The sequence below is a fragment of the Mucilaginibacter gynuensis genome (genome assembly GCF_039541195.1).
GTDB classification, from domain to species: domain Bacteria; phylum Bacteroidota; class Bacteroidia; order Sphingobacteriales; family Sphingobacteriaceae; genus Mucilaginibacter; species Mucilaginibacter gynuensis.
In genome coordinates, this window is the sequence record NZ_BAABFT010000026.1 from 36,529 (window position 1) to 60,659 (window position 24,131).

Below are 24,131 nucleotides of genomic sequence, written 5' to 3' on the forward strand. Positions count from 1 at the left end.
GTTTGCACCGGGAGGCTTTAAAGATAGTTTATCTATAAGCTTATTTAGCTTCTTCTTCAGATTTTGCAGCAGCAGCTTTTTTAGCTTTGCTTTCTGCACCTTCCATTTGCTCTTTTAATTGAGCAAGAACGCTAAGATCGCCTAAAGTTGATTTTTCAACTGAATCTTTCACTTTCTTAACCGCGTTGCTTGCAGATTTTGCTTCTTTCTTGCGGTTTTCGAATTCTTGTACACGAGCATCAGCACGAGCTTCTTCCCATATACGTGAGTGTGAAATAACGATACGTTTGTTGTCTTTACCGAACTCGATGATCTTGAAGTCGGCAGTTTCTTCAGCTTTCAGGCTGGTACCGTCTTCTTTAACCAGGTGTTTAGTTGGCGCGAAGCCTTCAACACCGTAAGGTAATGCAACTATAGCACCTTTGTCGGTTACTTTTAATACGGTACCTTCATGTACTGAATCAACAGTAAAGATGGTTTCGAAAGTATCCCAAGGGTTTTCTTCCAGTTGTTTGTGACCTAAGCTCAGTTTGCGGTTCTCAACATCAAGTTCCAGAACTACCACGTCTAATTTCTCACCTACTTTAGTGAATTCGTTAGGGTGATTGATCTTTTTAGACCATGAAAGGTCAGAGATGTGGATCAAACCATCGATACCGTCTTCCAGTTCAACAAACACACCAAAGTTGGTCATGTTTTTAACTGTAGCAACGTGTTGTGTACCAACAGCGTAACGCTCAGCAGCTTGTTGCCATGGATCAGGAGTCAGTTGTTTGATACCTAAGCTCATTTTGCGCTCTTCGCGATCAAGTGTTAACACCTGAGCTTCGATTTCGTCGCCAACTTTCAGGAATTCTTGTGGGTTACGCAGGTTTTGTGACCATGACATTTCTGATACGTGGATCAAACCTTCAACACCTGAAGTGATTTCAAGGAATGCGCCGTAATCAGCAACGGTAACAATTTTTCCTTTAACCTTTGAACCTATCTGGATAGCTTCATCAAGGTTTTGCCAAGGGTGAGGAGTAAGTTGTTTTAAACCAAGGGCGATACGTTTTTTCTCGTCATCAAAGTCAAGTACAACCACGTTGATCTTCTGATCAAGTGCCAATACTTCACGCGGATGCTCGATACGACCCCAAGAGATATCGGTAATGTGCAATAAACCGTCAACGCCACCCAAATCGATGAATACACCGAAGTCGGTAATGTTTTTAACGGTACCTTCCAATACCTGACCTTTTTCAAGGCGTGCAACAATTTCAGTTTTTTGGTTTTCAAGATCGTCTTCGATAAGCACTTTGTGTGATACCACAACGTTCTTGAATTCGTGGTTGATTTTAACAACTTTGAATTCCATTGTTTTACCAACGTACACATCGTAATCACGGATAGGTTTGATATCGATTTGTGAACCTGGTAAAAAGGCTTCAACGCCCATTATATCAACGATCAAACCACCTTTAGTTCTGCTCTTAACAAAACCGGTAATGATCTCGTCGTTATCTAAAGCTGAATTAATGCGCTCCCATGATTGTTGTGTTTTAGCGCGTTTACGTGAAAGTACTAACTGACCGTTAGCATCTTCTTGTGATTCAACAAAAACTTCAACTTTGTCACCTACTTTAAGATCAGGTGTATCACGGAATTCAGAAACTGATACTAAACCGTCAGATTTAAAACCTACGTTTAATACCACATCTTTGTTGTTAACACTTACAACAGTACCGGTGATGATTTCGCCTTTAGTGATAGAGCTGAAAGTGCCATCATAAAGTTTTTCGAATTTTTCACGGTCGCTATCGCTGTAGTTACCAAATTTTTTCTCGTCAGCATCCCAGTCAAAATCGGCACTTGGAGTAGCCAATTGAAGTTTGATGTCGTCGATTGAGAATGAATCAGCTTCTGATTCAATTGTTTCTTTTTCTGCTGAAGCCTGAACCGTACCCAGTTCAGCCTCTTTAGCTTTTAATTCTTTTTCTGCTTCTTGTTTTTTTGCCATTAAATAAATTTTCTCCTTTTTCCCAACAATAATTGGGACTGCAAAGGTACGGATATATTTTTGGTACAAAAAAATTTATTTAATGTTAAATGCTGATTTTTAAGGCTTTTTTATATTTTATAGAAAATGATTGCTGTTGTTCGATGCTTAAGAATGGCTCAGCTGTTTTTCTATATCGTTAAATATAGCGAGGTAGCTTTCCAGTAACTCTTCGCGGTAGGCTATAATTACATCGTCCATAGCGGCTTCCTGCGCCGGGGTGAAGGGGTTTTTCCAGATACGCATGCATATCCGCTTTAGCGCGTAAGCTATTTTTTGCGTATCGGCATAGGTGTGCAGGTAGCCTTCGTTTTTAAATACATCAAAAAAGTTAAAGAAGATGGTACTGTTGGCCATCCCGCCGAAATGCAGAAACTCGGCAATCACTTTTTCATCGCACGAGCCTAAGTGATTGTAAAATTCATCTACCTGTATTTGCCCTGTGGTGAGCAGTAGGTTATCCAATATCAGCTCCAGCGCCACATGGCCCAAAAAGAAGGGTTTTACAGGCGAGCCTTCAATGGCGGGCAGTAATTTCAGTTTTAAATTGTGCGAATGATGCGTGAAGAACGGGGAGGAATGGAAGTAACGATCTACCTCAAGGTGTTTGTTCCAGCCTTTTATAATATCGTTAACGTGGCTATTGGTATGGTGGAGTTTTTCGGGGTGCAGTATGATGTTTTTGTCTGCATTCTTTAACAGATCGGGCAGTACGGTGCCCAACACAAAGTAACAACTGGTGGTGCTGCGGTCAAAGTAATAGTGCGACAAAAAGTTCATAGATACCCGGCCTGTTAATGATAGTATATAACGTAATGTACTAAAGTAATATGATATATAAGGTTCATTTCACTAAAAAAAAGGATTTTACCTTATTATTTTATCTTTGCAAGCTTTGAAATATTACACAATGAACTTTGTAGAAGAATTACGCTGGCGCGGCATGCTGCACGATATAATGCCCGGAACTGAAGAACTGCTGAATAAAGGCATGGCATCAGGATATATTGGTTTTGACCCTACTGCCGATTCGCTGCACGTAGGCCACCTTACCCAGATCATGACGCTGATCCACTTTCAGCGCGCGGGCCACAAGCCTTATGCTTTGGTTGGCGGCGCTACCGGTATGGTTGGCGATCCGTCGGGTAAATCACAGGAGCGTAACCTGCTGTCGGAAGATGTGTTGCAACATAATCTTGAATCGGTTCAAAAACAGCTGGAGCAATTCCTGGATTTTAGCGCAGGTGCCAACAGCGCGCAAATGGTAAACAACTACGATTGGTTTAAGAACTTTACTTTTTTAGATTTTATCCGCGATGTAGGTAAGCACATTACCGTTAATTACATGATGGCTAAAGATTCGGTAAAGAAACGCTTGGAGGGCGATACTGGTATGTCGTTCACGGAGTTTACTTACCAATTGGTGCAGGGCTATGATTTTTACTACTTATGGAAAAACCATAACTGCGTACTGCAAATGGGCGGCAGCGATCAGTGGGGTAATATTGTTACGGGTACCGAGTTTATTCGCCGTAAGGATGCAGGTGAGGCATACGCTTTAACTACCCAACTAATTAAAAAGGCCGATGGTACCAAATTCGGTAAAACCGAAAGCGGCGCGGTATGGCTTGACCCTGCGCGTACATCGCCATACCAGTTTTACCAGTTTTGGCTGAACACTACCGATGTAGATGCCAAGAGCTACATCCGTATATTTACATTATTTGAAAAGGATGTTATTGAGGCTTTAGAAGCAGAGCAGGATGCAGCACCTCATTTACGAGTATTGCAGAAAGCCTTAGCCAAGGATATTACCATACGTGTACATGGCGAGGCTGAATATGAAAAAGCCATTAAATCATCAGAGTTTTTGTTTGGTAATGTTAACATTGAGTTTTTAAACGAACTGAATGATGCCGAAGTAAAAGGTTTGTTTGAAGGCGTACCAAATTACACCATCAGTGCTGATGAATTGCGTGAAGGTATTAATGCTACCGATTTGCTGGCTGCAAAAACAGCGGTTTTCGCCTCAAAAGGAGAAGCTAAAAAGATGATACAGGGCGGCGGTGTAGCTATCAATAAAAACAAAATTGCTACCCCTGATGACGTATTTAATACTGAAAACCTGATTGGTGGCAAATACCTTGTAGCGCAAAAAGGAAAGAGGAATTACTTCCTGATAATTGCGGAATAAAATTTGCAAATACGACAAATGGTAATTATATTTGTATATATGTCGTATAAAACTAAACATAATGATATAAAAAATGAACTACAGGAACCTGCCGTAGCTTATATGGCGCAGCCTGTAGTTTCTTTTTACAGTTTATTGGGCAATACCAAATCAGTAACGGTATCTAATGATTTTGACATAATTAAACTGGCAAGGCAGGGCTTCCCTAAGCGTGTGCTGTTATCATTAGCTAAAAAGATTTCCCTTAACATTCAGGAGTTATCAAACATCCTCCATATATCTGAGCGCACCTTACAACGCTACGATGATGATGCCATTATAAAAACAGAATACGCCGAAAAGGCCGTTGAGCTTGCCCGCCTGTATACCCGCGGCGAGGAAGTGTTCGGCTCTATGGATAAATTCAAATCATGGATAAAAACACCATCGCGCGTGTTCCGTGGCGAGGCGCCGGTTACTATACTGGATACGTCTGCCGGGTTTGATATGGTTTTTAAAGAGCTTGGCCGTATTGAGTACGGTATTTTTGCCTGATAGTATGATACTTTACCGTATCAGTAACTGTAAATATATTGAGGACCTTAGCGGTACTGGCGCACGTTTATATGGCGGGCGTTGGAATAGCGAAGGCCGTGCCATGCTTTACCTGGCCTCAACCCGTGCCTTGTGTGTGTTAGAGGTATTGGTGCACCTGCCGCCTTTAATGCTCCCCAATAACTTTTGCCTGGCAACCATTGAAGCACCAGACAACAGCGTAACAGAAGTAACCGTTGATGACCTGCCAGTTAACTGGCAAGATGTGTCATCGCCCATGGCCTTACGGCAAATAGGAGACGCTTTTTTGAAGAAAGAGGAATACCTGTTAATGAAAGTACCATCGGTAATTGTACCCGCAGAATACAACTATCTCATTAATCCCGCCCATCCGTATATCAACAAAGTAAAAGTGCTAAACCGCCAGCCCTTTACTTTCGACGAGAGACTTAGTTAGGTGTTAGCTTCGCGTCATTAATTCTGGTCATTGCGTCATTAGGTCATCGATTCTGGGCATTGGGGCATTTTGCGTTGCGTCATTAGTCATTTTTTCCTTATTGTTGGATATGCATCTAATGCATGAAAATCAAAAATGACCTAATGCCACAATGACTAAATGACGCGAAGCCACTGCCGCGAAGCAAATGACCAATGCCTATAGATCACTAAGTAATTGCTGCTTTTTCTGATTGTAGTCTTCCTGGGATATCAGGTTGTTGTCGAATAACATTTTTAGTTTCTTCAGTTTCTCGGTAAGCTGATCGGCGGCTGATGGTGCCGGGGCTGGTTCAGAAGCAGGTGCTGCTGCTACCGGTTCAGGTGCGCGAACAGGCTCCGGATGCTGTACTTGTACCGGTTCAGGCTCGGGTTCGTATACCGGTATCGCAATCGGCTCGGGTTGCGATAAATATGGTTTGGCAGGCGGGGCCTGTACTACCACATTATTCGGCCTTTCAAATTGGAACGAACCTGATTCAGCACGTTTTTCTTCCAGCTCACGCTGACGGCGTGCCTCGCGTTCAGATTCTTTACGTTCCTGCGCGTATTGATATAGTTTACGGGCCTGTACTTTAGGCAGGTAATCAACACCCATTTCGGCACCATTTACAGTTTTTACGCTGAACACCGCGCCAATGATCTCTTCTTTGGTAGTTACATCAACTACATCCTTCCATACAAAATCAACAAACTTGATAGACAGGCCAAGGTTGGCAGGTGTAAAGAATAAAATACGTTTATTGGTAATGGCAATACAATCGGGCAGCAGGTTTACCAGCGGCTTTTTTTGTACGGCAATATATAATATCTCTTCGCCGGTGGTCAACAGGTCAACCAGGCGTGAGTAAACTTTTTCTACTGTAGCAGGATCCTGCTGTTCATTTAAAAACTTATCGATCATATCAATGCGATTATGCTATACGCAAAAGTAACAATAATCTGTTAGTTGCAAGTTAAGATTTAAGCTATCAATAAATTACAACCGCGGATGTCGGCATTATCAAAACGACCCAGTATCTCGAACGAACCATCGGCATAAATACGCCCCAGATCCTGCGTGGCTATGAACGAGCACGAGTTGATATTAGCCAGATCGATCACATTGATCCCGCCTGTTTTATCGGTATTCAGCATAGCGAAGGGGTCGTTGGTATCGCGGGTTAGTACACGTATCCATGGCGGGCAATTGAATATACCTTCACCTTTCGAGTAGGCCTGCGAAAGCAGCTCCGTCATTCCGTATTCAGAATGAATGGCATTTACGCCGAAGCCTTTGCATAATACCTCGTGCAGTTCCTCGCGGATCATTTCTTTCCGGCGGCCTTTCATGCCCCCGGTTTCCATTACTATCAGCTCGGGAAAATCAATATCGAACAATTCGATAAAATTGAGCAGTGCAAAAGTAACCCCTATCAATAAGGTGGGTTTCTTTTGTTCCTGCTGTATTTTCAACTGGTGGAAAAGATCGGTATGGTTATACAGGTAAAAGCCGCTATCTGGGTTATTCGAGGTTTTTATCAGATCGTCAACCATGTAAATAAGCGATGACCCATCGCGCTCCAGATACGACGGCAGCAGGGCTAATATGGTATAGTTTTCTATATCGCCATAAAACAGTTTGAATGCCTTGCGGAAGCTTTCGGTATACCAGCTTGCATCGGTAACATGGTGGCGGCTGGTGATCATGCCCGTAGTACCCGAACTGGTGAAGGTAACCTCAATATCATCATGCGAGGTTACCACCGCCTGCGATTTAAAAAACTCGATAGGCAGAAAAGGGATATCGTTTATATTTTTTATTGAAGCAGGGTTTATGTTGAGCCCCTGTATAAATTCATTATACACTAAACAGTGAGCGGTCTGGTATTTAAATACTTGTAGCGCCGTTTTGGTGAAACTGGCAGCATTGCTTACAGAAAACACCTGTTGTTTGTCCGGTTTCTTCATTGGGGCAAAGATAGGAAGATGTACAGATATGCCAATTTCTGCGTTACTATGCGGGTAATATGATAACAAAAAGACATTTTTGCCACCGTTTTATCATTGCATCATTTTAAGAAACAACACGTGTATTTAATGGTTGTAATGATAACGACAATTTAATAAACAATAATTAAAATAAAAGACCCCATGAAAGCATTGAAATTTTGGAAATTACCTCTTTTACTGAGCGTATTTTTCATACTTACCTCGGCTACTGATGCAGGTAAAGAGAAAGAAACCGAACGTATCAATAAATCATCAGATGTGCTGGTAGCCTTCAGCAAAATGAAAGAAAGCATACCACACGACTTATTGGCCGAATATGAAGGCGTAGTAGTGATACCTAAGCTGATTAACGCCGGTTTTGGCATTGGCGGTAAACGAGGTAAAGGTGTAGGCCTGGTAAAGCTGGCTAACGGCAAATGGAGCAACCCGGTATTTATCACTTTAACAGGCGGCAGTATCGGTTTTCAAATTGGTGTACAATCGGTAGACCTGGTTTTGGTATTCAAAAACAAAGGCGTGCTTACCAAAGTTAAAAACGGCGATTTCACCATCGGCGGTGATGTATCTGCTACGGCTGGCCCGGTAGGGCGCAACTCAAGTGCCAGTACCGATCATGAGCTGGAAGCTGAAATTTACTCTTACTCACGCAGTAAGGGTCTCTTCGCGGGTATCAGTATCAATGGTTCAAACCTGTCGATAGATAAGTCATCTAACGCTAATTTTTATGGCGAAGGCGTTACCTCGCAAACTATATTCGATACAGGTGCAAGTGCCGACGAAGCCGTTAATAAGCTGAAAGCAACATTGTCTTCTTTGTAATCCTTGTAAAAGGATGCTAATTGGAGCCCGGGCAGCAATGTTCGGGCTTTTTCTTTGACGATTTTAACCACAGAGTACGCAGAGATTTACACGGAGTTTGAGGCGTAATGAGCTTTGCGTTAAGGATTGAAGTGGAAAGCCCGGAATGCAGCGCAGCGAAATGAGGACTTGTAACGGAAAGCCTGACCCGACGAAGGAGGGGAACGCCCACATCAAAACCAAGATAGAAGCTGAATTTATTCTAAACGACCAAAGCCACCCTTTTCAGAGTGGCTTTGTCGGTTTTTATGCTTTCGGCCCGCCTGCGTCGAGGTTGAGCTCGTTCTGGAATATCTTGTTGTATTTGCGGCGATCAAATTTGTATAGTTTGGCTGCGCGGTATGATACGCCTTTTTGCTTTTCGGGCAGTTCCTTTAAAAAACCATAGCTCAGCATCTTCTTACGGAAGTTACGTTTATCAAGCTGCTTGTCCAGTATCACTTCGTAAAGCGATTGCAGCTGGGTAAGCGTAAATTTCTCGGGCAGCAAATCAAATGCTATAGGCTGATAGTTAAGCCTGCGGCGAATGCGGCGGAAGGCCGTCTGGAAAATTTCGGTATGGTCAAACGCCAGCGTAGGCAGCTCTTTCACCGGGTGCCAAAAGGCTTTGCGGGCATATTCGGTAATAGGAGTAAGCTCTTTTTGGCCTGTTAAACGTATCAGCGCGAAGTAGGCCACCGTAACTACGCGGCCCAGTGGGTGACGGTTTACGCCGCCAAAGGTGTGCAGCTGTTGTATAGGCATGTTGCGCAGGCCGGTAAGCTCATATAATATACGTTTCGCGCCATCATCAATGCTTTCATCGTGCCCAACTATGTTGCCGGGCAGCGCAAACCAGTCTTTAAAAGGTTCTGCGCTTCTCTCAATCAGTAGTATTTTCAGTTCCCCGGCTTCAAAGCCAAATATCACACAGTCAATCGAAAACGCCGAGTCGAACTTAGGTAAATCTTGTTCCAAATCGTTGGTATTTAGTAAAAAGTTAAATATATGCCATATATCGTAACAAAAAAATTAAAAATAAATTTAATGGTGTAATTTAGACACAGTATCTTCGTGGCATAATTTGAATAGCTTACATCAGATGCAAAAAATCTCAAAACTTGCTGTTCTTACCTCCGGCGGCGACGCGCCGGGAATGAATCCCTGTATTAGGGCAGTGGTAAGAACCGCCCTTTATCATGGCTTGCAGGTTACCGGGGTAAGGCAAGGTTATCAGGGTCTTATCGATAATAACATGTACGACATGAATAACCGTTCGGTAAGTAATATACTTAACCTGGGTGGTACTATTCTGAAAACAGCACGTTGTTTAGCTTTCCGTACCGATGAAGGTATGGAGCTGGCTTATAAAAACCTTAAAGCGCAGGGTATCGATGCTTTAGTAGTAATAGGCGGCGATGGTACTTTTACCGGCGCGCTGCGTTTTTCGCGCAAGTTTCCGGATATCGCTGTAATAGGCGTACCGGGTACTATTGATAACGACCTGTACGGCTCTACCTATACTTTAGGCTTTGATACCGCTACCAATACCGTTATTGAGGCTATTGATAAAATACGTGATACTGCCGATGCGCACGACCGTTTATTCTTTATCGAAGTAATGGGCCGCGATTCGGGCGCTATCGCCCTGCGTGCAGGTATATCATGCGGCGCAGAAGCTATTTTACTGCCCGAAAAAGAAACCGCTATCGAAGAGCTTATCGTGAGCCTGAAAGCCGGTCATTACAATAAAAAATCATCAAGTATAGTTATAGTAGCTGAGGGCGATAAGCATGGCGGTGTGTATGACATTGCCAAGGCGGTAGAGAAGGAAGTGAAGAACTACGATATTAAGGTAACCATACTGGGGCACCTGCAACGCGGTGGCAGCCCAAGCAGTTTCGACCGTATACTGGGCAGCAGGCTGGGTTACGCGGCGGTAAACGCGCTTATAGCCGGCGAATCGCAAAAAATGGTAGGTTTGCAGGCAAATCACATCGTACTTACAGATTTGGAAGAAGCGCTTAATCAACACGAATTTAAACTGGAAGACGATTTGATGGCGATGATGGAAATACTATCGATATAATTAATGATAGCAGTTGTATATAGCGGCTCACATTATGCGCACTGGCGTTTGGCAGATAAGGGAAGAACTGTGGCATCTTTCAGAACCACGGGTATGAATCCTTACTTTAATGATGAAAAGCACATTATACAACTCTTCAACAAAAACATAAACCTCATTCACCACGCCGAAGAAATTAAGAAAATATATTTTTACGGCGCAGGTGTATCAACAGACGAGCTTAAGGCAACGGTGCGCAACGCGTTCTTCGCTTTCTTTAAGTTTGCCAAAGTGACAGTTGGGCATGACATTGATGCCGTTGCTTTGGGCTGTTGTAAAGAGAAACCCGGCATTGTATGCATATGCGGCAGCGGCAGCAACGCTGCCTGGTATGATGGCCGGAAAATTGCTTCTAACAATTTTGGATTGGGATACATTATGGCCGACGAAGGTTCAGGTAATTGGTTAGGAAAGCAGCTGCTAAAAGGATTTATGAGTAAAACCTTGCCGGATAGCATCAGCAAAAAATTTGCTAAAAAGTACACGTTCGACCGCAATGCCATACTGGATAAGGTATACAGGCAAAAGCAACCGGCGTTATTTTTGAGCTCGTTCAACGATTTTTTTATTGAAAACCGCGACGATGCCCATATAAAGCAATTGATTAATACAGGATTTGATAAACTGATCAGCACTTACGTATTGCCCTTACACAAACAGCACCCCGGTGTAGGGCTACATTTTTCGGGCTCGGTGGCCATGCACTTTCAGGATAACTTACAGGAAGTGGCGGGCAATGCCGGTTTAGAGATTGAGAGTATTGTAAGAACCCCCATAAATAATTTACTAACGTACTATACAAACAAAAATTAAAAATTATGAAAATAGGAATTAACGGCTTTGGCCGTATCGGCCGCCTTGCTTTCAGGGTAGCAATTGATCGCCCGGATATCGAGGTAGTTGGCATTAATGACCTTATTGAGCCAGATTATATGGCTTACATGTTGAAATATGATTCAACTCATGGTAAATTTAACGGTACTGTAACTGTTGAAGGTGGTAACCTTGTAGTAAACGGTAAAACTATCCGTGTAACTGCTGAAAAAGATCCTGCAAACCTTAAATGGAGTGAAGTAGGCGCTGAAGTGATCATCGAATCAACCGGTTTATTCTTAACTCAGGATACTGCTCAAAAACACATTGACGCAGGCGCTAAAAAAGTTGTTCTTTCTGCTCCGGCTAAAGATGATACCCCTACTTTCGTAATGGGTGTTAACCACAAACAATTAAAAGCTGATCAAAACATCGTTTCAAATGCGTCATGTACTACTAACTGTTTAGCGCCTATAGCTAAAGTATTGAATGATAAATTCGGTATTGAAGAAGGTTTGATGAGCACTATCCACGCGGTAACTGCTACTCAAAAAACAGTTGATGGTCCGTCTGCAAAAGACTGGAGAGGTGGCCGTGGTGCTTACCAAAACATAATCCCTTCATCAACAGGTGCTGCTAAAGCGGTAGGTTTGGTTCTTCCGGAACTGAAAGGTAAATTAACAGGTATGTCATTCCGTGTTCCGGTTGCCGACGTATCAGTGGTTGATTTAACTGTGAAATTGAAAACTGCTGCATCTTACGAGCAAGTTAAAGCTGCTATGAAAGAAGCTTCAGAAGGAGACTTAAAAGGTATACTTGGTTATACCGAAGATGAAGTAGTATCTGAAGACTTTAAAGGTGATTCACGTACTTCTATCTTTGATGCCAAAGCAGGTATATCATTGAATGATCACTTCGTTAAAGTAGTATCTTGGTACGATAACGAGTGGGGTTATTCAAACAAACTGATTGACCTTGTTCAGGAATTAGGTAAATTATAATACCCAATTCTCTGCATAAAACGCACAAAGCCGGCTTTTTAGTCGGCTTTGTGCGTTTATGAGTTTTTTTGCCGGTGTTGTAGCTTCAGGTGGTTTGAAGATAAAAGAGTAGGGGCAATGTGCGATTTCCTCCCTCGGGAGGGTGTAGGGAGGGGTTTCATAGTTGTTTATTCTATGAGATGCCGCATAAACACCTCCCTGCCAACGCAGTTCCCAACACACCCCTCCTCAAGGAGGGAATGAAAATCCCAATGGCGCGCTTTTTACGTAATCTCTACTATTTACAATTCATCAAATGCGCAGTATACTCTCCTAAAAACGTATTACGCTGATCAAGATATTCTTCCCGGGTTTTAAAGCTGCGCTTATTTTTCGGCTGATTAGTGAAGTAAACGTATACGATGGTATTATCTCCGGGAAAGAGAACGAAAGTACCCAGGTTACTGCCATCATCAATGCTTTCGCGGTTGATGCCATATATTTTGTAACCGTTGTAGCTCAATTCTATCAGGTCGGTAGTTTCCATGCCTGTGGAATTTTTGTTGATGAATTTCAGGCTATTAAGCAGGTTGTTTTTGTTGGCGGCATAACTTTCGGGCGATGATTGCTCAATCTTTATATTGGCGAATTCAACCTTGTACTTGTTGTTGTATTGTATGCGGTAAGCATCGGTAATAACAAAAGGCACTTCGCCGGTTTCAGTAATTATGGTGCGGGTTTTAGCGTTAGGATCGGGCAAGTGTACCGCTTCCGTTGCTTTTAAGTGGTTCGCGTTTTTGAACGACAGATAGCAGCTTTTTATCTCATCCTTAAAAGTAAAACTAAACAGGGTGCTGGTAATCAACAGGAGGGCAATAAGCAGTATGGGTTTCTTCATGACGGTTCTTCTATAAATTATGGAATGGGGCGATTTATATGAAGACGATGCATGGGTGAGAATGGTTGCAAACGGATTGAGATTTTTATTGGAGAGTTTCGTTGCTTACATTGAGTAAGTTAACTGAATTGATCAATCAAAGTGACCAAAACAAAAAAATCGCTTTCTCAAATTTGAAAAAGCGATTTTTTAATTTTAAGTGATTCCATCAGGATTCGAACCTGAGACCTACTGCTTAGAAGGCAGTTGCTCTATCCAGCTGAGCTATGGAACCATTGCGAATATTTTTCGCGGTGCAAATATGCGAAAATTGAATGGGAATGACAATACCGATTTTGCCTAAATTTTACACCCGCTTTTTGGTCCGGTTTTATACTCCGTTTTATGCCCGAAAACAGCAAAAGTGCTAAAACGGGTAAGCGTTATTTTGCCTGTTAGCAAACAGGGCAAATGCACAGGTTGTAAACGGTACGATGCCGTGCTATCAATTGTTGAAAAGAATTGTTCAATTAACAGTTAACCGCCTGATTTATAACCTTAACGACGAAATATCATCATTTATGCCATATTCGTATTGGTTTTAAGCGGTCGGCCGATACAATTATGGCACAAAGTATAGGGGCTATGTTTAAAAATCGCCACTTTTTTGAAAAAAAATCGATTTTTAGCAACTAAAGTGTTCTTATTACAATAAGTAAATCATACTTTTATCCGAATTATTATAATTAGAATAACACTATGATCATTATTGCCGACGGTGGCTCAACTAAAACAAACTGGTGCCTGGTTAATGAAGAGGGCAAAAAAGTATATTTTAATACAGAGGGTTACAACCCCTACTTTGTAAGTAAAGAATACATCATACAATCTTTACGTGATAACCTGCCTACTGACCTTCAGTTAGACAAGATCACCGAGGTTAATTATTATGGTGCAGGCTGTTCTACAGATGAGAAGCGTACGCAGATCAGGGTTGCAATGGAAGCTGTGTTTACATCATCAAAAGTGAATATCGGGCATGATTTGCTGGCTGCTGCACGCGCGTTGCTTGGCCACACTGAAGGCTTTGCCGCTATTTTGGGCACGGGTATGAATACCTGTACTTATGATGGTAAAAACATTCTGCAAAATATTGATTCGGGCGCTTACATCCTGGGCGACGAAGGCAGCGGTTGCCATATCGGTAAAAAATTACTGATTGATTATCTGCGCGGTTACATGCCCGAGGCTGTGCGTAACAACTTTTGGGAAACCTTTAAGCTTACGCCTGATGACGTTAACGAGCAGGTTTACACTAAACCTTTAGCTAACCGTTTTTGCGCGAGCTTCAGCAAGTTTGTTTATGATAACAACGTGCATTTGGAGTACTCACGTAACCTGGTTCGTACCTCGTTCGAAGATTTCTTCCGCAATGTGGTAGTACGTTACCCTGATTATCAGAAATATACTTTCAACTGTATCGGTTCGGTAGGTTATAACTTCCGTAACGTGTTAGAAGAAGTGGTTACTGAAAACGGCATGACCGTTGGTAAGATCATCCGCTCACCTATAGATGACCTGGTGAAATTCCACCTTGACCTTGCGCCAAGCCAATTATAAGAGAAAAAAGAATTTTATATATCAAGCCCCGTTGAGCAATCAACGGGGCTTTTTTGTGGGATTTTCTACTGTCATGGTAGGCAATGGCCTGTCACCCTGAGCCTGTCGAAGGGTACGTGGGTAATGGCCTCTGCGCACTATCCTTCGACAGGCTCAGGATGACAGCCGCGGGTGTGATTTTCTTGTCATCTCGACCGTAGGGAGAGATATTCTTCGCCTTGCAAGTCTGCTACTTATATAATGAAGAAGATTTTTCGCTATCGCTCAAGAGAGTAGTTTCTCACTGCGTTTCGAAATGACAACGAGTGTTTACAAATCTGCTGACATTTAACACGCCCTTAACCAAAACCCTTCCCAAGGGAATATCATGGTAGTTTCCAGTTCTTCTTCAACCTCTTTCTTTTTGCGGCGTTTTTTGCGTGGCTTTTTGGTGGGTTTCTTTTCGGCTTTTTGGGTGGTGCTGCCTGCGGTTTTATGCCTGCGGAAGTTCCATGGTTCGGTGGGATTGGCATCTTGCCAAAGGCCGAGGTGTGCTTCGCGCGCCTGTTGCTCTAAAGCCGCCAATTCGGGGTTGTTTTTGGAGTAGGCTTTGTACTGCCAGGCGTAGCCGTTCTTTACCAGTTCGTTGTTGATGTTGGTACCATCGGTTAAAAGCACTGTAGCCACGGTACGGCCATAGCGGTCTTGCGTGCCGCCTTGTATGCGCACCTCTTTGCCAAAGCATAGTTGAGCGGTAAACTGGCGGGCGGCTTGTCCGTAAGCCTGGGCTTTTTCGGGGCAGTCAATTTCGGCCAGGCGAATGGTAATGTTCTTAAAATCGCTGCTGAGCAGTTCAATGGTATCGCCGTCTTTTATCTTTACCACCTTATAAACGTCTTCGGGCATTTGGTTACACCCGGCAACGGCAATTAAAAAGAAGATCAGTAGCAGCCTCAGCTTATTCATGGCGATATAAAATTTGCGGCTAAGGTAAGCATCTGCAAAAACAAAGTATTGCATACTGCCTTATGCTTTATCAACAACTTAAAACTATATTAGCAACAGCAGCAGCAAAGGCAAATATGAGCAACAAAGCAGACCACAAACTCACCATATACCAGTTACTCCCGCGTTTATTCGGCAATGTAAACACCACCAATAAATATTACGGCTCTATAGAAGAGAATGGCTCGGGCAAGTTTAACGATATTAATACGCAGGCCTTACAAGCCATAAAAGCCACCGGTTTTACGCATGTTTGGTACACAGGCATCATTGAACACGCCACCATGACGGACTATTCATCCCAGGGCATTACGCCCGATGATCCGGATGTGGTGAAAGGGCGCGCGGGTTCGCCTTATGCTATAAAAGATTATTACGATGTAGACCCCGATTTGGCGGTAGATGTGCCTAACCGTATGGCCGAATTTGAAGCTCTGGTGCAGCGTACCCATGCCGAAGGATTAAAGGTAATTATCGATTTTGTGCCTAACCATGTGGCCCGCACCTACAATTCGGATGTAAAACCGGCCGGAGTTCGCGATTTTGGCGAGGACGATGATCATACCAAAGCATTTGCTCCGCAAAACGATTTCTATTATATCCCCGGTCAGCTATTAACTATTCCGGGTGGATACAACCCCGGCGGCGATGGTTTTGTGCATCCGCTAAAGGATGGCAAGTTCGACGAAAGCCCGGCCAAGGCCACGGGTGATAATGTGTTTAACGCTTACCCATCTATCAATAACTGGTTCGAAACCATTAAGCTGAATTACGGGGTTGACTACCAGGGCGGCTACATTACCCACTTTAATCCCGTGCCACCGCTATGGAATAAGATGGTGGATATATTATCCTACTGGACGGAGAAAGGTATCGACGGTTTCCGCTGCGATATGGTGGAATACGTGCCCTTTGAATTTTGGGGCTGGCTGATACCAAAGCTGAAAGAGAAATATCCGCACCTCATCTTCATCGGCGAAGCCTATAACCCGAACGAATACTATAACTACCTGTTTAACGGTAAGTTCGATTATTTGTATGATAAGGTAGGCTTGTACGATGCTATAAAGCAATTAGTACGCAACGAGCACCATGCCTCTACCTGGAACATCAACGGCGTATGGAACCACCAAACCAAAGGTTTTCACGAGCGGATGCTCCGCTTTATGGAAAATCACGATGAGCAGCGTATCGCTTCGCCGGGTTTCGCGGGCAATGCCTGGTACGGCATCCCGGGGATGATCATCACGGCTACGCTTTCAACCGGGCCGGTAATGATCTATTTCGGGCAGGAAGTAGGTGAGCCCGCCAATGGCTCCGAAGGCTTTAGCTGTAACGATGGCCGCACCACTATATTTGATTACTGGGGTGTGCCCGATCATCAAAAGTGGGTGAACAATCACGCTTACGATGGGGGCCAGCTATCGGACAGTCAGCAGCAATTGCGCAATTTTTATGTACGGTTACTTAACGCCGTGCGCGATAACGAGGCCCTGCGCGATGGCGAATTTTATGAACTGATGATAGATAACGAACGCCAGCATGGTTTCGATCAGCGCTTGTACATCTATTTAAGATATACCGAAAATGCACGGGTACTGGTGATAGTTAACTTCAGCAGGCACGAGCGGGATATTACCGTTAAACTGCCCGAAGAGCTATTGAACAGACTGAAATTATCGGGCGCGTATGCGTTTAACGACCTGCTTACCGATGCCAAATTCGCTACGGATAACCTTGCCGACGGCGTTTGGATAAAACTAACCGCCACAGGTGGTTATTTGCTGGAGTTTTGAAACACCCGAAAGCTTACCAACGTAGAAGCCATTGCCGTGGGTTGATCGTACCTGCGGCATGGACTATTGTGTTGGGGTAACAAGCGTAAATTGCAGCTTAACCTTCATTTAATCATTTTTTAATAAGTCCTCCAAAAAACGCAAAATGGCACAGATTATGGACTATTGTACGTGCTAAAACATTATATTGCATCATAGTTATTCTAATTAAACGCATTTTAATTACCGCTAATTAAGTTAAATGGAAGATAACATACTTAACCCTAAGATAGTAGCTAACGAAATTGTAAAGGAAGAAGAAGATTTCAGGCATTTAAATAACCCTGCCGACGGAATTAAGCCCATTACCAAAAAATATTTGGGTGTACCAACCCATGTTGATAAGATAGGCAACAAGTTTTACTTTACCGATGGCGATGCCAAAGTGGAAATTGTGGTGGTAAACATCGAGATAATTCGTGTAAGGCTTGCCCCACATGGTGTATTTTTACCCGATTTTTCGTATGCCGTTCCCGAATTAAAACATAAGCATGTCCCGGTTGAACTGATTGAAAATGATACCGAGTTTATTGTTTCTACAGGCAAAGTAAACTGCCATATCCGCAAGGCTGATTTCTTTATTTCTTTTTCAGATAGCAATAACGTAGTTACCAGCAGCGATGCCAAGGCTATGCACTGGGAAGAGAATACCAAATTTGGCGGTTACTACGTTTTCAGCACCAAGGAGTGCCATGCCGATGAGAACTTTTTTGGCCTGGGCGATAAACCTACCGAACTTAACCTGCGCGGCAAACGCCTCACCAACTGGAACACCGACGCGTATTCTTTCGGCTGGAACCAGGATCCGCTTTACCGCAGTATTCCGTTCTATATCAGCGTAAACGAGGGTATAGCACACGGTATTTTCTTTGATAATACATTCAAGGCCTATTTCGATTTCGGATCGGAAGATAAAACTAAAACCAGTTTTTGGGCTGATGGCGGCGAACTGCAATATTACTACATACACGGGCCGCACATGATGGATGTGGTAAAAAGCTACCACATACTTACCGGTACGCACCCTATGCCGCCAATATGGGCGCTGGGTTACCACCAATGCCGCTGGAGCTATTACCCCGAAGCTAAACTAAGGGCAGTGGCCAAAGGTTTCAGGGCTAATAAGATCCCTTGCGACGCGCTGTACCTCGATATTGATTATATGGATGGGTACCGCTGTTTCACCTGGAACCGCAAGTACTTCCCTGAGCCTAAAAAGATGATACAGGAGCTGGCGGCCGATGGTTTTAAAACCGTGGTGATCATTGATCCGGGGATTCGTGTGGATGATAATTACCCTGTATTTAAGGAAGGTAAGCAAAATAACTATTTCTGCCGTCGTAGCGATGACTACTTTATGGAGGGCCACGTATGGCCGGGCCGTTGCCAGTTCCCGGATTTTACCAACCCCGAAGTTCGCGAATGGTGGGGCGGTTTGTTTGACGAATTGGTAGAAATGGGCGTTGCCGGTGTTTGGAACGATATGAACGAACCTGCCGTATTTGGTTCGGGCACTTTCCCCGATGATGTACGTCACCAGTACGATGGCTATCGCGGCTCGCACCGTAAAGCGCATAACGTTTACGGTATGCAAATGGTAAGGGCAACTTATGAGGGCCTGCGCAACATTCGTAAAAATAAACGCCCGTTCACTATCACCAGGGCAGGCTATTCTGGCTTGCAACGCTATGCTTCGGTATGGACGGGTGATAATGTAGCTTCGTGGGAACACCTGAAATTAGGCAATATCCAATGCCAGCGTTTGTCAATGTCGGGCATCCCTTTCTGCGGTACTGATATTGGCGGCTTTAGCGGCGAGCCCGATGGCGAACTGTTTACCCGCTGGATCCAGGCCGGTGCTTTCTCTCCGTTTATGCGTGCCCACTCGGCGGGTGATACCAAAGAGCGCGAACCATGGAGCTTTGGCGAGCCGTATACTACCATCAACCGAAAGTTTATTGAACTGCGTTACCGCCTGTTACCTTACCTGTACTCAACTTTTTGGGAGCATCACCGTTACGGTTTCCCTATTTTGAGGCCGGTAGTAATGCAGGAGCAGCATGTATTGAAGAACCATTTCCGCCAGGATGAATTTACCTACGGCGATAAAATATTGATTTGCCCTGTGCTGGAGCCGGGACAAAAAAGCCGCATGGTGTACCTGCCGCATGGCAACTGGTACAACTTCTGGACACAGGAAGTTGTAACAGGGGGCGAAGAAGTAAACGTACCTACACCGCTGGAAACCATCCCGGTATTTATTAAGGCAGGTTCGGTAATACCCGAATACCCTGTAATGCAATACACCGGCGAATTTGCCATTGAAGAGGTAAAGCTGAATGTTTACTACAGCGATTACGAAGCCAACTCATTCTTCTTTGAAGACCACGGCGAATCGTTCGCTTATGAGCAGGACATTTACTCTGAAAAGAAATTTGTGGTAAATGGCGACGAACGCAGCCTGCACATACAGCAAAGTATGGAGGGTTTATATACTCCGCGTTATGATAACTATCATTTCAACGTGATCGGCCTGCCGTTCACCCCATCAAAAATTACGGTTGACAGCAAAGAAGTAACCGATTTTAGTGTGAGTGATGAAAAAGTGCTCGAGTTTAAATTCAGCAAAACATTCAAAACCATACAGATACACAAGTAATTATATGGGAGGCAGCTTTTTAAAAGCTGCCTTTCTTTTTTAATTAAGTTTACCTTATTCACCTCAAACAAAAAAGTGATTGTATATGTTCAATTATGATATATTTGAGCATAATCACAACCTCATGATGTCATGAGCTATATCGCCTTAAAGGGCTATCCACTATGGCAAAGCAAACCAAAAAAACCGCACCCGAAGTAACCGAAATTCAACCTGAAAAAGTTAAAAAGGCAACAAAATCAAAAGCCAAACCAAAACCCGAAGTCCCGGTAACGGAAACTACTGAAGCCCCCCCGGCAAAAGCCGCCAAAAGCAAAAAAGTAGCCGAAACCAAGGCCGAGGTAGCTAAGCCCGCCAAAGCCGCTAAAAGCAAAAAAGCCGTTGCCGAAACTGCTGTTGAGGCAGTTAAACCTGCAAAGGCATCCAAAGCTAAAAAGGCGCCTGTAGCTACAGAGGCTATTGTTGAGCCTGTAAAAAGCAAAAAGGTAAAAAAGGAGGCAGCACCGGCACCGGTGGTAACTGAAACCGCGCCTGTAAACTTGCAGGCTGTTGAGCCATACAGCCGCTTTACTGATTTTGATGTTTCGCTGTTCCGTTCGGGTAAGCACTATAAACTGTACGAAAACTTTGGTTCGCACGTGGTAGAATACCATGGCGTGGTGGGTACTTACTTTGCCGTATGGACGCCAAACGCGCAGTACATTTCGGTTATAGGTAACTTTAACGGCTGGAACCGTGGTTCGCACAAGCTGTTTGTACGCTGGGATGGCTCCGGTATTTGGGAAGGTTTTATCCCGAATGTTGGCGTAGGCGAAACTTATAAATATTTTATCAAATCATCATCGGGCGAGGAACTGGAGAAGAGCGATCCATTCGCGCTTCGCTGGGAACTTCCGCCACATACGGCCTCCATAGTTGCCGATACATATTACGAGTGGAAAGACCAGCAATGGATGGCCGACCGCTACCAGCACAACGCGCTGGATAAACCTTATTCGGTTTACGAAATGCACGTGGGCTCGTGGGCCCGCAGCCCTGAAAGTCCGGATGAATTTTTGAGCTATACCCAACTGGCAGATAAGCTGGTGCCATACCTGGTTGAAATGGGCTTTACCCATGTAGAGTTTATGCCGGTTGCCGAGCACCCTTATTACCCAAGCTGGGGTTACCAGGTGAGCGGGTACTTTGCGGCATCATCACGCTATGGTACGCCACAGCAGTTGATGGAGCTGATAGAGCGCCTGCACAATGCCGGTATAGGTGTTATTATGGATTGGGTGCCTTCGCACTTCCCGGGCGATGTACATGCGCTGTACCGTTTTGATGGCACGCATTTATATGAGCATGCCGATACCCGCAAAGGTTATCATCCCGATTGGAAATCATATATATTTAACTATGGCCGTAACGAGGTGAGGGCATTCCTGATCAGTAACGCGCTGTTTTGGTTAGATCGTTACCATATCGATGGCTTACGTGTTGATGCCGTGGCCTCAATGCTTTATCTCGATTATTCGCGCAAACATGGCGAATGGGAGGCCAACATTTACGGTGGTAATGAAAACCTCGAAGCGGTATCTTTCCTGAAAGAATTTAATACCGCCGTATACGGTCACTTCCCCGATACGCAAACCATTGCCGAGGAGTCAACCGCGTTTACAGGCGTAAGCAGGCCGGTATTTGCAGGTGGTTTAGGTTTTGGTATGAAATGGATGATGGGCTGGATGCACGATACGCTGAAGTATTTCCAGAATGATCCGGTTTACCGTAAATATCATCACGGACAAATTACCTTCAGTACCATATACGCCTTTACCGAAAACTTTATGCTGCCTTTCTCGCATGATGAGGTGGTATACGGCAAGCAATCCATACTAAATAAAATGCCGGGCGATGAGTGGCAAAAATTTGCCAACCTGCGCCTGTTATACAGTTATATGTTTACCCACCCCGGTACCAAACTATTGTTTATGGGTGCCGAGTTTGGGCAGGGCAGCGAGTGGAACTATCAATACTCGTTAGACTGGCATGTGCTCGAATACCCGAACCATCAGGGTATAAAAGAAACCGTTAAAGCGCTAAACAAGCTGTACAGAAGCGAGCCCGCTCTTTACGAAAAGGCTTTCGACTGGACCGGTTTTGAATGGGTTGACGGTGGTAATGCCAACGATTCTATCCTCGTATTCAGCCGAAAAGGTAACGACCCGGCCAACGACCTGGTGATTGCCCTGAACATGACACCCGTACCGCGCGAAAATTACCGCATAGGCGTACCTGCCGCCGGAGCCTGGAAAGAAATCTTCAATTCGGATGCTGCCCAGTTTTGGGGCAGCGGCAAAGGTAACGGCGCGGTGATCAACACAGAAAAAGTGACATGGCATGTTAAAGAGGATTCGATCAATATCGTTATACCACCTTTAGGTGCTGTAGTATTTAAACGCGTAAGCTAATTATTATGAGCAGCAAGTTCTTTTATCTGTACATTATTGCCGGTGTTGTGGCCTTGCTGCTCATGATATATGATGTGGTGGGTACATACCCTGCGGTGAGTGCTGTAACGGTGCTTGCAGGCGTTGTACCAGCCCTCGTATTCTTTTACCTGGCGTATAAGGTATGGCATGAAAAAAATGATTCGGAGTTGATGTAAGGTTTTTAACCACAGAGTACACAAAGATTTTCACGGGGAGTTACACAGAGATCTAAACAAGTGCTCTGTGTAACTCTTTTTTATTTATAGAGGGTTTATAATCTGATTTGGGCATTTAATAAAAATATTTTCTCTGTGTAACTCTGTGGAAAACTCCGTTGCCTCTGTGGTTAAAATAAAATTACTTTTACCAAATGGGCCTGCTAAAAGATCTTTACTCCGAACAGTTTTATAATTCACTTTCTGCCGCCGTTAGCGCGGTGCTGCCATCGTTTGGCCGGGCCGAATTTAAACGGCAGATCTATACGCCTGATTTTGAAAGTAAAGAACTGAAAGAGCGCATGAAGCACACCACCCGCGTGCTTCACGGTTTTTTACCGGCAGGTTATCCTGAAGCGGTAAAGGCTATCCTTAATATTGTTAGGCAGCTCCAAAAAACAGGTATAGGCGAAGATGGATTGGCCTATATGTTCATCCCCGATTACATAGAAACTTACGGACTTGACGATTTTGACACATCAATAAATGCCCTTGAAACCATTACCCAGTTTGTAAGCTGCGAATTTGCGGTAAGGCCTTTTCTGTTAAAATATGGGCAACAGATGATAGATCAGATGCAGGCCTGGTCGCTTCACCCGAATTATAAAGTGCGGCGTTTCGCCAGTGAGGGGAGCCGACCGCGTTTGCCCTGGGCTATGGCTATTCCGGCCTTAAAGAAAGATCCGGCGCCGATACTGCCATTGCTCGAAAATCTGAAGAATGACCCTTCCGAATGGGTGCGCCGAAGTGTAGCTAACAATATCAATGATATAGCTAAAGATCACCCAGCCATTGTAATTAACCTTGCCACACGCTGGAAAGGTTTCAGCAAGGAAACCGATGCCATTATCAAGCACGGCTGCCGCACGCTGTTAAAGCAAGGGCATACGGAGATATTGAGTCATTATGGTTTAAAGAGCGAAAGCATCCACTTGTCGGCCTTTGAGGTGCTAACACCCAAAGTAAAGATTGGCGATAGCCTGGAGTTTAGTTTTACAGTAGTGAACGACAACCCCGAATCGCATACCGTACGGCTGGAATATGGAATATACTACAAAAAAGCGAATGGGCAGCTTAATAGAAAGGTGTTCAAGATCAGTGAAAAGAGTTATGAACCTTACGCGAAAGTGAATATCCTCCGTAAACAATCCTTCCGCCTCATCACTACCCGAGTATTTTATACCGGTGGGCATCAGCTTTCTATTATTATTAATGGGGAAGAGAAAGAAGTAAAGGATTTTGAAGTGGTTGCTTAATTTTTTTTGATGTCTTATAAGGCTCTCTTATGTGATTGTAGTTCTTCGTTAGGAATGTTTCTGCTTTATTGAACGTTAGTGGATGTACTTTTTTCTTTTCGTGGCTGTTGCACAATATTGGCTGTTGAGGTCAATTATTATTAACTTATCAATATCCGTCCAAATGTTCAAAACGTTGTTGATGGGTGCATACTATTAAA

20 protein-coding genes and 1 tRNA gene are annotated in these 24,131 nt (G+C 44.0%); 13 read left to right on the plus strand and 8 right to left on the minus strand.

Annotation, left to right across the window (positions count from 1 at the left end):
- Positions 1-40: 40 nt before the first annotated feature.
- A complete protein-coding gene (rpsA, locus tag ABD894_RS26865; protein ID WP_345214213.1) occupies positions 41-2,002 on the minus strand; it encodes a 30S ribosomal protein S1 in 1,962 nt (653 codons plus the stop codon).
- Between the two features lie 147 nt (positions 2,003-2,149).
- The gene (locus ABD894_RS26870; RefSeq protein ID WP_345214194.1) at positions 2,150-2,821 is read right to left on the minus strand and encodes a hypothetical protein; all 672 of its coding nucleotides are present in this window, start codon (positions 2,819-2,821) and stop codon (positions 2,150-2,152) included.
- 130 nt (positions 2,822-2,951) lie between these two features.
- Between ABD894_RS26870 and tyrS the strand changes: the two genes are divergently transcribed.
- Genes tyrS through ABD894_RS26885 form a run of 3 tightly spaced genes read left to right on the plus strand, consistent with a single transcriptional unit; the run spans position 2,952 to position 5,226 of the window.
- Positions 2,952-4,235, plus strand: coding sequence for a tyrosine--tRNA ligase (gene tyrS, locus ABD894_RS26875; protein ID WP_345214195.1), 1,284 nt, complete (start codon positions 2,952-2,954; stop codon positions 4,233-4,235).
- Positions 4,236-4,274: 39 nt separating this feature from the next.
- On the plus strand, positions 4,275-4,769 hold the full coding sequence (parS, locus tag ABD894_RS26880) for a type II RES/Xre toxin-antitoxin system antitoxin (RefSeq protein WP_345214196.1): 495 nt from the start codon (positions 4,275-4,277) through the stop codon (positions 4,767-4,769).
- On the plus strand, positions 4,747-5,226 hold the full coding sequence (locus ABD894_RS26885) for an RES family NAD+ phosphorylase (protein WP_345214197.1): 480 nt from the start codon (positions 4,747-4,749) through the stop codon (positions 5,224-5,226). The genes parS and ABD894_RS26885 overlap by 23 nt, the downstream gene beginning before the upstream one ends.
- A 198-nt stretch (positions 5,227-5,424) precedes the next feature.
- Here the strand turns inward: ABD894_RS26885 and ABD894_RS26890 are convergent, their stop codons facing one another.
- Together ABD894_RS26890 and ABD894_RS26895 are read right to left on the minus strand one after the other, a co-directional pair.
- Entirely contained in the window at positions 5,425-6,168 is a 744-nt protein-coding gene (locus tag ABD894_RS26890) for a PH domain-containing protein (RefSeq protein ID WP_345214198.1), read from the minus strand.
- 59 nt (positions 6,169-6,227) lie between these two features.
- On the minus strand, positions 6,228-7,214 hold the full coding sequence (locus ABD894_RS26895) for a LuxE/PaaK family acyltransferase (RefSeq protein WP_345214199.1): 987 nt from the start codon (positions 7,212-7,214) through the stop codon (positions 6,228-6,230).
- Between the two features lie 183 nt (positions 7,215-7,397).
- Here ABD894_RS26895 and ABD894_RS26900 point away from each other — a divergent pair, with 183 nt between their 5' ends.
- On the plus strand, positions 7,398-8,075 hold the full coding sequence (locus ABD894_RS26900) for a lipid-binding SYLF domain-containing protein (RefSeq protein ID WP_345214200.1): 678 nt from the start codon (positions 7,398-7,400) through the stop codon (positions 8,073-8,075).
- Between the two features lie 285 nt (positions 8,076-8,360).
- On the opposite strand, the gene ABD894_RS26905 is transcribed toward ABD894_RS26900, so the two are convergent.
- Positions 8,361-9,071, minus strand: coding sequence for an NUDIX hydrolase (locus ABD894_RS26905; RefSeq protein WP_345214201.1), 711 nt, complete (start codon positions 9,069-9,071; stop codon positions 8,361-8,363).
- Positions 9,072-9,195: 124 nt separating this feature from the next.
- Between ABD894_RS26905 and pfkA the strand changes: the two genes are divergently transcribed.
- The 3 genes from pfkA to gap are packed head-to-tail and all read left to right on the plus strand — an operon-like array spanning position 9,196 to position 12,035.
- Positions 9,196-10,182: a 6-phosphofructokinase gene (pfkA, locus tag ABD894_RS26910; protein ID WP_345214202.1), complete on the plus strand. Its 987-nt coding sequence runs from the start codon at positions 9,196-9,198 to the stop codon at positions 10,180-10,182.
- A 3-nt stretch (positions 10,183-10,185) separates the two neighbouring features.
- The gene (locus ABD894_RS26915; protein WP_345214203.1) at positions 10,186-11,034 is read left to right on the plus strand and encodes a hypothetical protein; all 849 of its coding nucleotides are present in this window, start codon (positions 10,186-10,188) and stop codon (positions 11,032-11,034) included.
- Between the two features lie 5 nt (positions 11,035-11,039).
- A complete protein-coding gene (gap, locus tag ABD894_RS26920) occupies positions 11,040-12,035 on the plus strand; it encodes a type I glyceraldehyde-3-phosphate dehydrogenase (protein WP_345214204.1) in 996 nt (331 codons plus the stop codon).
- Between the two features lie 277 nt (positions 12,036-12,312).
- Here gap and ABD894_RS26925 read toward each other — a convergent pair whose 3' ends face one another.
- Both ABD894_RS26925 and ABD894_RS26930 read right to left on the minus strand, forming a co-directional pair.
- Positions 12,313-12,912: a hypothetical protein gene (locus ABD894_RS26925; RefSeq protein WP_345214205.1), complete on the minus strand. Its 600-nt coding sequence runs from the start codon at positions 12,910-12,912 to the stop codon at positions 12,313-12,315.
- A 200-nt stretch (positions 12,913-13,112) separates the two neighbouring features.
- Positions 13,113-13,186: transfer RNA gene (locus ABD894_RS26930), tRNA-Arg, on the minus strand.
- 464 nt (positions 13,187-13,650) lie between these two features.
- Between ABD894_RS26930 and ABD894_RS26935 the strand changes: the two genes are divergently transcribed.
- Positions 13,651-14,511 (plus strand): N-acetylglucosamine kinase, encoded by an 861-nt coding sequence (locus tag ABD894_RS26935; protein ID WP_345214206.1) that lies wholly within the window; start codon positions 13,651-13,653, stop codon positions 14,509-14,511.
- A gap of 327 nt (positions 14,512-14,838) precedes the next feature.
- On the opposite strand, the gene ABD894_RS26940 is transcribed toward ABD894_RS26935, so the two are convergent.
- Positions 14,839-15,456, minus strand: coding sequence for a thermonuclease family protein (locus ABD894_RS26940; RefSeq protein WP_345214207.1), 618 nt, complete (start codon positions 15,454-15,456; stop codon positions 14,839-14,841).
- A gap of 116 nt (positions 15,457-15,572) precedes the next feature.
- On the opposite strand from ABD894_RS26940, the gene ABD894_RS26945 reads away from it, so the two are divergent.
- The 5 genes from ABD894_RS26945 (at position 15,573) to ABD894_RS26965 (ending at position 23,931) form a co-directional block, all read left to right on the plus strand.
- Positions 15,573-17,291 (plus strand): alpha-amylase family glycosyl hydrolase, encoded by a 1,719-nt coding sequence (locus ABD894_RS26945; protein WP_345214208.1) that lies wholly within the window; start codon positions 15,573-15,575, stop codon positions 17,289-17,291.
- A gap of 241 nt (positions 17,292-17,532) precedes the next feature.
- The gene (locus ABD894_RS26950; RefSeq protein ID WP_345214209.1) at positions 17,533-19,989 is read left to right on the plus strand and encodes a glycoside hydrolase family 31 protein; all 2,457 of its coding nucleotides are present in this window, start codon (positions 17,533-17,535) and stop codon (positions 19,987-19,989) included.
- 164 nt (positions 19,990-20,153) lie between these two features.
- The gene (glgB, locus tag ABD894_RS26955; protein WP_345214210.1) at positions 20,154-22,439 is read left to right on the plus strand and encodes a 1,4-alpha-glucan branching protein GlgB; all 2,286 of its coding nucleotides are present in this window, start codon (positions 20,154-20,156) and stop codon (positions 22,437-22,439) included.
- Between the two features lie 5 nt (positions 22,440-22,444).
- Positions 22,445-22,636 carry a hypothetical protein gene (locus ABD894_RS26960; protein WP_345214211.1) on the plus strand — a complete coding sequence of 64 codons (192 nt, stop codon included), beginning with the start codon at positions 22,445-22,447 and terminating at the stop codon, positions 22,634-22,636.
- A 194-nt stretch (positions 22,637-22,830) separates the two neighbouring features.
- Complete coding sequence (locus ABD894_RS26965) at positions 22,831-23,931, plus strand: DNA alkylation repair protein (RefSeq protein WP_345214212.1); 1,101 nt, start codon at positions 22,831-22,833, stop codon at positions 23,929-23,931.
- Positions 23,932-24,131 lie beyond the last annotated feature (200 nt).

What these genes read in the sequence shown, in the direction of transcription:
- rpsA (WP_345214213.1), bottom strand. Translation starts at nt 2,002, where the DNA reads ATGGCAAAAAAACAAGAAGCAGAAAAAGAATTAAAAGCTAAAGAGGCT.
- ABD894_RS26870 (WP_345214194.1), bottom strand. Translation starts at nt 2,821, where the DNA reads ATGAACTTTTTGTCGCACTATTACTTTGACCGCAGCACCACCAGTTGT.
- tyrS (WP_345214195.1), top strand. Translation starts at nt 2,952, where the DNA reads ATGAACTTTGTAGAAGAATTACGCTGGCGCGGCATGCTGCACGATATA.
- parS (WP_345214196.1), top strand. Translation starts at nt 4,275, where the DNA reads ATGTCGTATAAAACTAAACATAATGATATAAAAAATGAACTACAGGAA.
- ABD894_RS26890 (WP_345214198.1), bottom strand. Translation starts at nt 6,168, where the DNA reads ATGATCGATAAGTTTTTAAATGAACAGCAGGATCCTGCTACAGTAGAA.
- ABD894_RS26895 (WP_345214199.1), bottom strand. Translation starts at nt 7,214, where the DNA reads ATGAAGAAACCGGACAAACAACAGGTGTTTTCTGTAAGCAATGCTGCC.
- ABD894_RS26900 (WP_345214200.1), top strand. Translation starts at nt 7,398, where the DNA reads ATGAAAGCATTGAAATTTTGGAAATTACCTCTTTTACTGAGCGTATTT.
- pfkA (WP_345214202.1), top strand. Translation starts at nt 9,196, where the DNA reads ATGCAAAAAATCTCAAAACTTGCTGTTCTTACCTCCGGCGGCGACGCG.
- ABD894_RS26915 (WP_345214203.1), top strand. Translation starts at nt 10,186, where the DNA reads ATGATAGCAGTTGTATATAGCGGCTCACATTATGCGCACTGGCGTTTG.
- gap (WP_345214204.1), top strand. Translation starts at nt 11,040, where the DNA reads ATGAAAATAGGAATTAACGGCTTTGGCCGTATCGGCCGCCTTGCTTTC.
- ABD894_RS26925 (WP_345214205.1), bottom strand. Translation starts at nt 12,912, where the DNA reads ATGAAGAAACCCATACTGCTTATTGCCCTCCTGTTGATTACCAGCACC.
- ABD894_RS26935 (WP_345214206.1), top strand. Translation starts at nt 13,651, where the DNA reads ATGATCATTATTGCCGACGGTGGCTCAACTAAAACAAACTGGTGCCTG.
- ABD894_RS26940 (WP_345214207.1), bottom strand. Translation starts at nt 15,456, where the DNA reads ATGAATAAGCTGAGGCTGCTACTGATCTTCTTTTTAATTGCCGTTGCC.
- ABD894_RS26945 (WP_345214208.1), top strand. Translation starts at nt 15,573, where the DNA reads ATGAGCAACAAAGCAGACCACAAACTCACCATATACCAGTTACTCCCG.
- ABD894_RS26950 (WP_345214209.1), top strand. Translation starts at nt 17,533, where the DNA reads ATGGAAGATAACATACTTAACCCTAAGATAGTAGCTAACGAAATTGTA.
- glgB (WP_345214210.1), top strand. Translation starts at nt 20,154, where the DNA reads ATGGCAAAGCAAACCAAAAAAACCGCACCCGAAGTAACCGAAATTCAA.
- ABD894_RS26960 (WP_345214211.1), top strand. Translation starts at nt 22,445, where the DNA reads ATGAGCAGCAAGTTCTTTTATCTGTACATTATTGCCGGTGTTGTGGCC.
- ABD894_RS26965 (WP_345214212.1), top strand. Translation starts at nt 22,831, where the DNA reads ATGGGCCTGCTAAAAGATCTTTACTCCGAACAGTTTTATAATTCACTT.